This window comes from Nocardia sp. CWNU-33, from assembly GCF_046764895.1.
Lineage (GTDB): Bacteria > Actinomycetota > Actinomycetes > Mycobacteriales > Mycobacteriaceae > Nocardia.
In genome coordinates, this window is the sequence record NZ_JBKOQN010000001.1 from 270,436 (window position 1) to 282,797 (window position 12,362).

Annotated in this window: 12 protein-coding genes; 7 read left to right on the forward strand and 5 right to left on the reverse strand. The window is 65.9% G+C overall.

Annotation, left to right across the window (positions count from 1 at the left end; translation table 11 throughout):
* Positions 1 to 8: 8 nt before the first annotated feature.
* The 5 genes from nbtC to ACLMAL_RS00780 all read right to left on the reverse strand — a co-directional run bounded on the left by nbtC (position 9) and on the right by ACLMAL_RS00780 (position 7,683).
* Positions 9 to 3,122: a nocobactin polyketide synthase NbtC gene (gene nbtC, locus ACLMAL_RS00760; protein WP_411997320.1), complete on the reverse strand. Its 3,114-nt coding sequence runs from the start codon at positions 3,120 to 3,122 to the stop codon at positions 9 to 11.
* Positions 3,115 to 4,425, reverse strand: a complete 1,311-nt coding sequence (locus tag ACLMAL_RS00765; protein WP_411997321.1) for a polyketide synthase — start codon at positions 4,423 to 4,425, stop codon at positions 3,115 to 3,117. The genes nbtC and ACLMAL_RS00765 overlap by 8 nt, the downstream gene beginning before the upstream one ends.
* Positions 4,426 to 4,444: 19 nt before the next feature.
* Positions 4,445 to 5,200, reverse strand: a complete 756-nt coding sequence (locus tag ACLMAL_RS00770; RefSeq protein WP_411997322.1) for a thioesterase II family protein — start codon at positions 5,198 to 5,200, stop codon at positions 4,445 to 4,447.
* Between the two features lie 188 nt (positions 5,201 to 5,388).
* Positions 5,389 to 6,324 carry a methionyl-tRNA formyltransferase gene (locus tag ACLMAL_RS00775; protein WP_411997323.1) on the reverse strand — a complete coding sequence of 312 codons (936 nt, stop codon included), beginning with the start codon at positions 6,322 to 6,324 and terminating at the stop codon, positions 5,389 to 5,391.
* Between the two features lie 60 nt (positions 6,325 to 6,384).
* Complete coding sequence (locus ACLMAL_RS00780; RefSeq protein WP_411997324.1) at positions 6,385 to 7,683, reverse strand: SidA/IucD/PvdA family monooxygenase; 1,299 nt, start codon at positions 7,681 to 7,683, stop codon at positions 6,385 to 6,387.
* 162 nt (positions 7,684 to 7,845) lie between these two features.
* On the opposite strand from ACLMAL_RS00780, the gene ACLMAL_RS00785 reads away from it, so the two are divergent.
* The 7 genes from ACLMAL_RS00785 (at position 7,846) to ACLMAL_RS00815 (ending at position 12,213) form a co-directional block, all read left to right on the forward strand.
* Positions 7,846 to 8,316, forward strand: a complete 471-nt coding sequence (locus ACLMAL_RS00785; RefSeq protein WP_411997325.1) for a hypothetical protein — start codon at positions 7,846 to 7,848, stop codon at positions 8,314 to 8,316.
* Positions 8,317 to 8,447: 131 nt separating this feature from the next.
* Complete coding sequence (locus ACLMAL_RS00790) at positions 8,448 to 9,155, forward strand: siderophore-interacting protein (protein ID WP_411997326.1); 708 nt, start codon at positions 8,448 to 8,450, stop codon at positions 9,153 to 9,155.
* 154 nt (positions 9,156 to 9,309) lie between these two features.
* On the forward strand, positions 9,310 to 9,504 hold the full coding sequence (locus ACLMAL_RS00795) for a hypothetical protein (protein ID WP_411997327.1): 195 nt from the start codon (positions 9,310 to 9,312) through the stop codon (positions 9,502 to 9,504).
* A gap of 49 nt (positions 9,505 to 9,553) precedes the next feature.
* Entirely contained in the window at positions 9,554 to 10,003 is a 450-nt protein-coding gene (locus ACLMAL_RS00800; protein ID WP_411997328.1) for a TIGR03667 family PPOX class F420-dependent oxidoreductase, read from the forward strand.
* Between the two features lie 57 nt (positions 10,004 to 10,060).
* A complete protein-coding gene (locus ACLMAL_RS00805; protein ID WP_411997329.1) occupies positions 10,061 to 10,990 on the forward strand; it encodes an RluA family pseudouridine synthase in 930 nt (309 codons plus the stop codon).
* Between the two features lie 65 nt (positions 10,991 to 11,055).
* Positions 11,056 to 11,799, forward strand: a complete 744-nt coding sequence (locus ACLMAL_RS00810; protein WP_411997330.1) for a CPBP family intramembrane glutamic endopeptidase — start codon at positions 11,056 to 11,058, stop codon at positions 11,797 to 11,799.
* 18 nt (positions 11,800 to 11,817) lie between these two features.
* Positions 11,818 to 12,213 carry a VOC family protein gene (locus ACLMAL_RS00815; protein WP_411997331.1) on the forward strand — a complete coding sequence of 132 codons (396 nt, stop codon included), beginning with the start codon at positions 11,818 to 11,820 and terminating at the stop codon, positions 12,211 to 12,213.
* The last annotated feature ends 149 nt before the right edge of the window (positions 12,214 to 12,362 follow it).

Sequence of the window (12,362 nt, forward strand, 5' to 3'; positions counted from 1 at the left end):
CCCTAGCCCTAGTTGGTGTTCTCTGCCATCAGCAGCACAACATCGTTTAGCGATGCGCCGCCCAGAATCGCTGCGACCGGCAGGTCGCGGTCCAGCTCCGCCTTGATCCGCTTGCGGAAATCCAACGCCTGCAGCGAATCCAGGCCGAGCGCCACCAACGGGACAGAGCCGTCGATGGATTCGGTGCCGTCGGTGCCCATCACCTTGCCCAGCTGCCGCAGGACCTGGTCGGACAGCGAGACATCGACTGCGGCCGCCGCACTCGACTGCTCGGCAACGGGCTGCGCCGCGACGGCGTCTGCCACCGTCAGCGCCGGCGTGAGCAGCTCCACCTGTGCCAGTATGTCGGTCAGCAGCGGACCCCAGCCGACCGCGGAGATGATGTCGGACAGCTGCGCCCAATCGGCGGCCATCACGAGACGGTTTCCGGGCCGGCCGATTTCGGCATGTTCGGTGAAACCGACGGCGAGGGCATCGCGCGGGTCCATGGAGACGCCACCCGCGGCGGTGATCCGGTCGAGGCCGACCGCATGCAGCGGTCCTTCGAGATCCCAGATTCCCCACTGCACCGCAACAGCATTCGTGCCCGAGAACCGCAACCGGGTCGCCAGCACATCGAGCATCCGATTGACGGTGGAGTACAGAATCTGTCTCCGGCCGCCGAAGATGGCCGCCGCGGAAGAACAGATGATGATTCGGCAAGCGTCGGCAAGCGGAAGCAGCCGGAGGAGATGATCGGTGCCGATGATTTTCGAGCTCGCCATCTCGAGCACCTTCTCGGTGGTGATGTCGGCGAGTTCGGCGCCCACATAGTTCACCGCGGCGTGTACGAGCATGGTGGCAGGCGTAGCCATGTGGTCGGCGCCGAGCCGTCGCACGCTGGATTCATCGCTGACATCGCAGGCGGCGACGATCACTTCGGCACCGATTTTCCGGATGGCCCGCAATCGACCCGCGACCGCCTCGGTTTCACCCGAGCGGCTCAGCAGAGTGATGCGCTCGGCACCGCGACGGGCGAGGTATTCGGCGAACTTCAGGCCTAAAGTCCCGGTGCCGCCGACGATTACGACGTGCTCGAGGTCTCGGGGGTCCGGCGTCTCGGTCGGGCGCGCGGAATCCAGTTCGAGCCGCTTGGCGTAGAGCCCGCCGCCGCGCAGCGCGAGTTGCGCCTCGTCCTTGGTGTGCAAGGCGCGCACGATGGTCGCGGCTCGCGCGGCATCCGAATCGCCCGCTCCCAGATCGAGATGACGGAACGCGGTACCGATGTTCTCTAGACCGATGCAGCGGAATCCGGCGGACACCGCGCCGTGGAACAAATGCGGCGCGGGATCTTCGGCTACCACCGACTCGCCGCCGATGGTCACCAACCAGCAGTCACCGACGGTCGGGTCGATGGCGGGCAACCACCGAGAGGCGTAGAAATCGGAGATCTCGTGGACCGCGGCGGGTGCGTCCTGGTCAGGGAGTTCGGGCAGCAAGACGACCACTGAGTCGTAGTCCGCGATGGCCGCGGGCTTGTCCGGGTCGTAGACCGTCGCGCTCGCGCCATGGTTGTACGCCGCGGCGCACACTGCCGCGGCCAGTTCGCCGCAACGCCCGGTGTGGTCGACGACCAACAGGCTGCGCGGCGACACCAGGGACCGACGCTCGAGCCGTACCCAGTTCTCGGCAAACCGGGTCGGGCGCTGACCGTGGTCGGCTTCGGTTGACTCGCTCGACACAGTCGCCGATTGGTTCGCGGCCCACAGCTGCTGGCGGTTCATCACCGTGTTCGGGAAATCGCGCAATGGTAATTCCACTGTGCTCGAACCGGATTCGGCGCGCAGCGCATCCCATCGGTAGTTCAGGTCGTGCACTGCCACGGTGGCCACGTTCCTGGTGAACTCCCGCAGCCCTTCGGCGGTGCGCAGCGAAGTGCCGATGACCCGGAAGCCCTTGGCGGGCACCGACTTGGGCACCAGGGTCAGGTTCTCCTGCAAGGCCAGCTGCAGCATAGGATGCTCGGCGATCTCGATCAGGGTGTCCACCCCGTCGGTCGCCGCCGCGACTACCGCGCGATCGAATCGCACCCGGTTGCGCAGGTTCCAGTACCAGTAGTGCCGATGTGTCAGGTCGGGCGTGATGGGAACGCCGAGCGTCGCTCCGTAGCTGGGAATTTCGGTGACCGCAAAATGGGTGCTGCTCATCTCGTCGTTGAGCACGGCCTCCAGATCGGTCCGGTACTCGCTGACAATCGAGGTGTGGGCGGGATACGCGACCCGGATCTCCTTGGCGAACTGACCGCGCGAGTTCGCGAGCGCCACCATCTCGACGATGGTGGCGCGGTCACCGGAGATGGCCAGAATGTGCGGGGAGTTGATCACCGACAGCTCTGCCCAGCCGGAATGCCTGGCCAGCAAGGCCTCACAGGCATCGCGATCCATGCCGAGCACGGCCATCGAGAAACCACCCGGCGACATCCGGCCGACCAGCTTGGCGCGGTGGGTCACGGCCAGCACCGCATCTCGCAGCGTCATGATGCCCGAGACCGCACCGGCCGCCAGCTCACCCTGGCTGTGCCCGATGGTGGCGCCCGGCGTGACACCGGCCGCACGCCACATGGCGGCCAGGCCGACCATATGGAACATCAACGCAGGCTGAACTTCCCACACCGTGTCGTCGAACCGGCCTGCGTGCCCGAGCAGGTAGTGCAGGGGCTTGTCGTCGCCGAACCGTTCCAGGTGGATCGCGGCACACTCGTCGATCGTGACCCGATATTCCTGCGAAATCTCGTAATACAGTGCCCCCATGCCGGGCCGCTGACTGCCCTGGCCGGGAAATACGAACCCGACCCGGCGGGCGGTGGCCGCGCTGTCCCCGGCTATCACGGCAGGATGCGCGGCCTCCGCTAGGAACGCACTCAACGCCTCGAGCAGTTCCTCGCGGGTGCGCACCAGGGCGAGCACCCGATGACGGCGCGGTGTGCGTGTTCGAAATAGCATGTCCGCCAATTGACTTGGGGATACGCGATGATGGCCCTCGAGGTAGCGGAGGATCGCGGCGGCTTCGGCACGCAACCTCTCGGCCGTATCGGAGGACAGCAACACCGGGATGGTGCCGTCCGGCATCTGGTAGCTAGACATCGGAATCCTCCTCCAACACCGGCATGCCGATGATCGCGTGCGCATTCGTACCCGCGACGCCGAACGAGGACACGGCGCCGTAACGTATGCCGTCAACCGGTTCCCACGCATCGAATTTGACGGCCAGCTGCAAACCGGTTTTATCCCAATCGATTTCGGTCGTCGGGTTGTCACCCCACAGCGTCGGCGCGATCTGGCCGTTGGCTCCGCACAACAGCACCTTGATCAGGCCGAGCATCCCCGAGGCGGCCTGGGCGTGACCGACATTGGATTTGACCGAGCCGAGCAGCGCGCGACCGGACCCGTATGTCCTGCTCAGCGCGGTCAGCTCGAGCGGGTCTCCGACCGGTGTCCCGGTGCCGTGGCCTTCGATCAGACCGACCAGCTCCGGCGCAATGTCGGCAACGGCCAGCGTGTCGCGGACCAGACGTTCCTGGGCGGCGGCACTCGGAACGGCCAGCGGTGCGCCCTTGCCGTTGTGGTTGATCCGCGAACCGAGCAGGCGGCCGTAGATCCGGTGCCCCAGTTCGCGAGCCCGGGATTCAGGCTCCAGCACCACAACTCCGGCGCCCTCACCCCAGAGCGTGCCGGTTGCGTCCGCCGCGTAGGGACGGCAGTGGCCATCCGTAGCCAGCGCATTGTTCTTCGAGAACTCGTAGAAGGCGCCGGGTGAGCCCATGACACAAACCCCACCGGCCAGCGCCCAGTCGCACTCCCCCGCACGAATCGCGGCGGCGGCCTGATGAACCGCGGTCAATGACGAGGCGCAGGCCGTGTCCACACTGACCGACGGTCCGATCAGACCGAGTCCGTGCGAGATCCGGCCCGCGACCGCGCCGAGGGCGGTACCGGTCGCCCGGTACCCGCTGTACTCGTTCACGCTTGCGACGCCGGGCCCGTACTCGGTGGCGGAGACACCCATCCAAACACCGGCCTGCATGCTCTCCAGCGCACCCGGATTGAGTCCGGCATGCTCCAACGCCCGCCAGGCGACCCGCATGCCCACCCGCTGCTGCGGATCCATCGCGACCGCCTCGCGCGGGGTGATCCCGAAAAACATCGGATCGAATTCCGTGGCGCCATCGAGGAACCCACCGGCGTCGCGCACCGGCGACCAGCCGTCGATCCGGCCCAACGAAAGCAACTCCTCGACCGGCCATTCCCGATCGCGCGGGAACGGGCCGATCATCTCGCGGGACTCCGCGAGCATCGACCAGAAGGCGGGCAGCGTATCGATCCCCCCGGGCGCCTCGACGGCCATTCCGACGACGACGATCGGATCGTCGGTTGTGGATGTCCTCATCATGTCCTCTGTGTGATCGCTACGCGACTGTGCTGGTCTGCGGCACAAGCAGTTCCGCGATGCCGTCGATATGGTCGGCGATGTAGAAGTGGCCTCCCGCGAACAGCGTCACCTCGAGATCCGCGCTGGTATGGGCCGACCACGCGTACAGATCGCGCGGCGTGACGAACGGATCCTCGTCACCGCCGAGCACCTGCAGCGGGACGTCGACCCGGACGTCGGCGGCGCACGAGTACGCGTCGAAGGCCCGATAGTCGGCCTTCATCACCGGCAACGCCATCCGCATGACATCACGGTTGGCCATGACATCCGCGTCGGTGCCGTTGAGCGCGGCCAGGTGGTCGAGGAGTTCCTCGTCCGTGGTGGGATGCCCAGGCAGGTCGGCGATCCGACCGGGCGCGGCCGCGGACGATGCCGCGAGCAGTCGGACATCCACTCCCGAAGTCTCGGCGAGGCGGACGAATTCGAAGGCCACGATAGCGCCCATGCTGTGCCCGAAAAGGGTGAGTGGAGCGTCCCGATGCTGCGGTGCCGAGAGATATCCCTCGAGCGCACCCGCGGCCATCTCGGGCAGGGTCGCCGCGGCAGGTTCGGCCGCCCGGTCCTGGCGACCGGGGTATTGCAGCAGCTGCACATCGAAGTGCGCACTCAGCGCCTTGGAGAACGCACGATACGCGGAGGCACCCGCACCAGCGTGCGGGCAGATCAGCAGTGGTGGGCAATCTGCCGAACGGGGTTTGTGGAACTGTCGGATCCATCCGAGACTTGCTGGCATTTCTCACTCCTGCGCTCCCGCCGGACGATCGTGAGCGCGGAAATTCGCGCCACCAATCGCCACTGCTATCGGCGGCGTACAACACCCCCACAATCGCTGCACTAGCTGATATGTGGTCTGAAAATCGGTCGCCCAATATTAGCGTAGGCTACCCTAATCGGTCCACAACTGTCGCGTGGGTCACCGTCTCATTGGTCGGTGAGATAGCCCCCGCGCGCGAAGAATTCGACCCCGGGGTGCTCCACGCCCGCGGCCGTTCGAATCTTGGCGATCACCAGGCCCCGGTTCGCGCCGCGATGCGCGTCGGGACCGGCGACCACCGCGCCGCCGCCCTCCTGCACGATCACCCGGCCCGGGGTGCCGCCGTAGCGCGCCTGTGAGACCTCCGCTTCGAGCACCTCGATCCGTTCGCCTCGATAGAACGTGTAGGCCCGCGGGTACGGTTCGGACAACGCGCGGACAAAACGCTCCAGATCGACCGCCGACCAACTCCAGTCGATCAGGCTGTCGCGCTCCGAGCGCTTGTGAAAGTACGTGCGCTCCGACGTGTTCTGCGGTCGCCAGATCGCGGTGCCGGATTCCAGCGCGGCCAGCGCCTCGTGCACCGCACCAGGAATCATCTCCATCCCACGCAGCACGAGTTCGGTGCCGGTGTCGGCGGGACCGATGGGCAGCGAACGCTGCACCAGGATGTCTCCGGTGTCGAGGCCCTCGTCCATGCGGTGAACCGTCAGACCGAATTCGGATTCGCCACTGATCAGCGCCCACAGCACCGGGGAGAATCCGGTGAACTTCGGCAGCAGCGAATCATGCAGGTTCAGGGTGCCGTGCGGCGGGAGGTTGTAGAGCTCCGCGGGCATCCAGGTGTACCAGCTGTTGACCACGATCACGTCGGGCTCGGCCCGCTTCACCAGATCGATGGTCTGCGCATCGGCCCGCTCGGTGAGGTGCACCGGAATTCCGTGTTCGCGCGCAAGCTCCTCGACCGAATCCGACCAAATCGCCTTGTAGGACTGCGCACTGGCCGGATGGGTGACCGCGAGCACCACCTCATGGCCCGAATCAATCAGGGCTTGCAGAGTTTTGCGCCCCCAGGTCTGGAAGCCGAACGACACGACACGCATGAACCGAACCTCATCTCGACGATAGTAAGGGCAGCCTACCCTACGTTGCCGTCGGGTTGCTCAGCTGGCGAGCGCGCTCACGTTCACACGCGCACGAGCCGAGGAACGCACGGGAGCGGTGCGCAGCACGCGATCGGAAAGCTCGCCGAGGCAACTGAGATTCGGGAAACCGGGCCCCTGCGCCACCGCGGCCATGCTCGGCAGGTAGAGCTTGGCGCCGAGGCCGGCGACAGCGAGGTCGTAGCCGATAGCGGACTCGATCCTGGACTGGGTGAGCGGGCCACCGATGGCGAGCTCCAGCAGATCCTTGGCATCGGCGTCGATCAGGTCGAGGAACCACAGCGGCTGCCCGCCGGTCGCGTCGACCACCAGGTCGAAGTTGTGCACCTGGTCGGCGCGCAACTCGTTGCGCAGCGTCAACGCCACGCCCTCACCCTGCTCGACGATGCGGGTCACGCGCCCCTGCAGATGATGAACGCGGCTGTCGCCCAACAGACTTTCCTGGACCCGAACGGAGAACACGCCGCGGTCGGTGCGCCGGATGACATCGCGCCGCTCCTGCATACTCAGCGCGCTCCACTTGTTCGGGTCGCTGTAGAGCGCATTCTCGAAGAAGCTTTCGCCGCGGGTGTACAGGGTTGCCATCGGCGAGATCACCGAGATGGTCAGCATCTCGTGCCGGACCAGTTCGTCCAACGCCGATCCCGCCGTCTCACCCCCGCCGATGACCGCCGCACGCGAACAGACCGGAAGCCGACGCCTACCGGCCAGATCCCAGAATTCGGCGATGCTGAGCACGCGCGGATGTTCGGCGAGCGCCTTGGTGCTGCGCCCTGGACCCGTGATCATCACTGCGTCCGCGTCGATTTCGGTCATGCCGCCATCGGCGTCGGCGACCGATACCAGCCAACCCTCGACCGCCGCATCCGGCCGCTGCCTGATCGAACCGACAGCGCCGAGCACCAATTCCAGATCGATCTCGCGCGCCACCCACTGCAAGTATTTGGCCCAAACATGGTGCTGCGGACTAGGTCTGCCGCGATCGATCCATTCGGCATAGGTGCCGTGCTCGACCAGGAAGGCGGTCCAGCTGTAGGCCATCATCGCCTCGTTGATCGCGCCGTTGTGGCCGCGCGCCCAAGTGGAGTGGTACGGGAAGCCGATGTCCTTCTCCGGGCTCGTGCCCAGCCGGTGCCGACCGTCGGTCCAGCCGCCGCTGGGCAGCCAGTTGCCACCCACCGCGTGCGCCTCGACCACGATCACGCGCGGCGCGGGTAATCCGAGTTTCCGCAGTACATGCGACTTCGCCGCCACCGCTAGGGCTTTGGGTCCCGCACCGACTACCAGAAGGGTCTCCACTCCGCTCTCCCACTCTCTCGCGAGCGCCGTGCCCGTCCGTGTTGTGTTCGCGAACACAGCCGCAAACTCGGCCCCTCATATTTGCATAGGCTTACCTTATATTGCTGTACGGGTGCTCGGGATCACCGAAGCACCCAGCCCCGAAAGATTGGACGAACACCCATGCTCAGCACCGCACGCAAGAAGGTCGTCACGCTCGCAGCCACCGCGCTGATCGGCGCTTTCGCCACCGCAACCGTGTCGACGCCGGCCATCGCGGCGCCGCTCACCGCGCCGCTGCGGGCCGAGGCCCCCGGCACCGGCGAGCTGAAAGCCAAGCTGGCGCTCGCGATCAACACCGGCGCGTCCCGCGCTGCCCGCGCCGCCGAACTCGAGGCGGGCGAGGCCGGACTGCCGCTGCTCGACCAGGTCGGCGGGGCCATGGCCGCCGCGCCGCCCAGCTTCCGGTGGACCATCCTCGGCCCGGTCAGCGTCAACGGCAACACCCTCAGCGCGAAGCTGCAGACCGCCGTCGACGGCTTCGACCCGTTCCAGTTCAACCTCACCTGGCGCCAGCTCGACGGCACCTGGAAGCTGACCCGCGAATCCGAGTGCACGGTGGCCAGTGTCGCGTTCCTGCCCTGCAGCCTGTGATGAACGACGCCTCGTAATACCCGGCGCCGCAAGGTAAAGCGGCCACCGAACGCTCGGTGGCCGCTTTCGGTCGCTCAGCCGGTGACAGGTAGCACGCGACAATCAAGTGTCGTTAGGCTAACCTTAGTCGCATGGGCAAGGGATTCAACGGAGTACTGGTCAAGGCCTGGGGCGGCGATGATTACCAGCTCACGGTCACCTCGACCGAGTACCTGACCGACACATTCATCCGGATCGGCTTCACCGCGGGTGGACTGCTCGCCGACCACCCGGTGCACCCCACCCAGTGGGTCAGATTGTGGATTCCGGACGAGACCAGCGACAAGCTGCACCACCGCGGCTACACCCTCGTCGATCCCGATCCCGCGGGCGACAGTTTCTTCATCGAGTTCATGCTGCACGACGGACCGGCGACCAAGTGGGCGCAGCGAGCCGCTGTCGGCGACAAGCTCGACGTCACGGTGCTCGGGTCCAATTTCACACTGCCGGAGGCCACTCCGAGCGAGTACATCGTCTTCGGCGACACTGCGTCACTGCCCGCCATCAACTCGCTGCTGGAGGCCATCGGCGACACCCCGGCCCGCGTATGGCTGGAATGGCAGTACGAATCCGACCAGACCCTGCCGCTGCGCAACAAACCGCACCACCAGGTGACCTGGATGCAGCGCATCGACGACGGGCGCCTGCTGCGCGAAAAGGCACAGGAAATCGCCTGCCCCGGTGACGCATTCGCGTGGGTCGCCTGTGATGGTGCCAGCACGCGCTCGATCGTGAAGACCCTCAAGACCACCCACAACCTGCCGAAGACGGCCATCAAATACCAGGCCTACTGGAAGTAGTTCCGCACGGTTGTCCGACGCCGCATCCGCTTCGCCCAGCGGGTGCGGCGTTTCGCGCATCTCGATCCCATCCCCGGCATCGTCGACGGTCGCAGACCGCTACCGACACACCATGCGGCCGACGAGATTCTGGTGGCGTTCCTTCGTTGCGAAAATGTTCGTTACGCAAGTTATTTCGACTATTTCCGATTGTCGTACCGATCCTGGCGAGCTCACCGCAGACCAGGCCCATCGCGCCATGCAGGTGCACCTTTCCTGTGGCGTCGACGTGTGCAAGGTGCGCCGCCGGGCGCGCCGCACGCTGGTGGAAGCCCGACTGATGGTGCTCGACGAACGCGCGGAACCCTAGCCGGAGCGTCGGTGGAATCGACAGCACCAGCGCTGCGTTACCTACCGTCATGACCGCCACGGAATCCGATCGCTCCACACCTGTCGTCGACACCGGCACCCAGTTCGGCGCCAAGGTCGCCGCACGCCTGAACAGCGAACAACCCATCTGGCTGACTACCGTCGGGGCCAGCGGAACCCCGCAACCGAATCCGGTCTGGTTCCGCTGGGACGGCACGGAATTTCTCTTGTTCAGCCAGGCAGACAAGCCCAAGCTGCGCAATATCGTCGGTAATCCTCGGGTTTCGCTGAACCTCAACGCTACCGAAACCGGCGGCGACGTCGTCGTCCTCACCGGCGCCGCGCGCATCGACGAAACGGGCGCCACCGCCGAGGAGAAGGCCGTCTTTGCCGAGAAATACGCCGATGGCCTTGTCGATATCTCGATGACCGCCGAGGAATTTTTCGCCGAGTATTCCGTCGCCGTTCGCATCCGGCCCGACCGACTGCGCGGATTCTGAGGCGGCTCCGGACAGCGCGTCCAGGTCCTGAGACCGACCCGACTACTGTTGGTCCCGATGAGAAGGAGGCAGCAGCCGCCGTTACCCAAGCGGTACGGCCTGGATCCAGCCCGCCTCCGCCTGCCGGAGGAGGGTGACTGGGCGACCGTTCGTGACCATTTGGTCGAGCGGCTGCCCCGAGTGCCTACGGCCAGAATCGACCAACTGCTGCGCGAAGGCGGCATTGTCGATCTCGAGGGTCCGCTCACGCTCGACGCGCCGTATGTCCCCGGTGGCGCGGTGTGGTTCCACCGCGACCTGCCCGACGAGACCACCGTTCCCTTCGATATCACCGTCGTGCACCGCGACGACGACCTGCTCGTGGTGGACAAGCCGCACTTTCTTGCCACCATTCCGCGCGGTCAGCACATTCTGCAAACCGCGCTGGTTCGGCTGCGCCGCGAGCTCGAGCTGCCCGATCTGATCCCGGCCCACCGGCTGGATCGCGTCACCGCGGGCCTGATTCTGTTCATCGCCAATCCGGCGCGACGCGGCGCATATCAGACGATGTTCCACAAGCGGACCGTCCGCAAAGAGTACGAGGCGATCGCGCCGTTCGACCCGGCGCTCGAGCTGCCGCGCACGGTGCGCAGCCGCATCATCAAGGAAAAGCACGTGCTCGTCGCGCAGGAAGTGGCCGGTGAGCCCAACGCCGAAACGCGGATCGAACTGCTCGAGCACCGCGACGGGCTCGGCCGTTACCGGCTGCGCCCGCTCACCGGTCGCACCCACCAGCTGCGGCTGCATATGAACGGTCTCGGCATCCCGATCCTCGGCGACGATTTCTACCCGGTGCTCACCGACAAGCTGGTGGACGATTTCACCAGGCCACTGCAATTGCTCGCCTCGTCGCTCGAGTTCACCGACCCGGTCACCGGCGTGCCGCGCCGCTTCGAAACCACGCGCACGCTACAGGCCTGGGCCGACCCGAAAGCATGGGCTGACTGAAACACGTTTCAGTCAGATCGATCACAGATCTTCCCAGGCCGACGCGGATAAGTAGACTGGGCCGGATGCTTCAACAGGACTCCGAGGAAGCGGCCCCGCCCGGCCACACACTGCACGCGTACATCGACGTGGCCGTCGTTGTGGCCGTCCTGGCAAGCACCAATCTGATCGCCCACTTCACCACGGCCTGGGCCAGCATCGTGACCGTCCCGATCGCCGCCCTCGCGCTGCTGGCGCTGGTTCGACGGCGCGGACTCGGCTGGTCCGAGCTGGGACTCTCGCCACGACACTGGCGCCGCGGCTCGATATACGCGCTGGCCGCTGTCGGCCTGGTGCTCGCCGTCGTCGCGGTCGGTGCGATGCTGCCGATGACCCGTCCGTTCTTCCTCGCCGACCGCTACGCCACCATCTCCGGAGCGCTGATCGCATCGATGATCGTGATCCCACTGCAAACGGTGATCCCCGAGGAACTGGCATTCCGCGGCGTGCTGCACGGCACCCTCGATCGGGTCTACGGCGCCCGTGGCGTGTTCGCCGCGGGCTCACTGCTGTTCGGCCTGTGGCATGTCGCCTCGTCGTTCGGCCTGACCTCGGGCAATCGGGGACTGAGCGGATTAATCGGCGGCGGCGTCGCCGGCCAGATCATCGGCATCATGCTCGCCGTCGCGGCGACCGCCGCCGCGGGCGTGGTGTTCACCTGGCTTCGCAGGCGCAGTGGCAGCCTGCTCGCCCCGATCGCCTTGCACTGGTCGGTCAACGGTGCTGGCGCGCTTGCGGCCGCCATCGTCTGGCACACCACACTCAGCTGATCGAGCTACATTGCGAAGATGCCCCTAGGACACCTCGGCATCAACGTCGGCGATCTCGTTGCCGCCCATGCTTATTACGACGAACTCATGCCGCTGCTCGACTACGAGCTGCTGGTGCACGATGACACACAATTCGCCTACCGGCCGAGCAATGGCAAGGTAGGCACCTTCCTTTTCTTCTACCCCGCCGAATCGTCCGGTTATTCGCGCGCACACCCCGGACTTCAGCACCTCGCCTTCATGGTCCCGACCCGCGCGGCTGTCGACCGCGTGCACACATGGGCCGCCGCCCGCGGCGATGAAGTCGTCCATACTCCACAAGAATTCCCGCAGTATCCGCCGCCCTACTACGCCACATTCTGGACCGACCCCGACGGCATCATGCTCGAGGCGGTCTGCCACAAGAACGCGTGATGGGGGCGCCGATCGCTCGCATGATTCGAATGGGTGGCCGCTCTCGATTCGAGCAGGTGTTCGAGCGTCGGCATTGACCTCGGGGAGATGTCGGTTTAGTCTCACTGCGATCACACATATGTTCGAGCAAGTAGGTCTCACGGTATGAC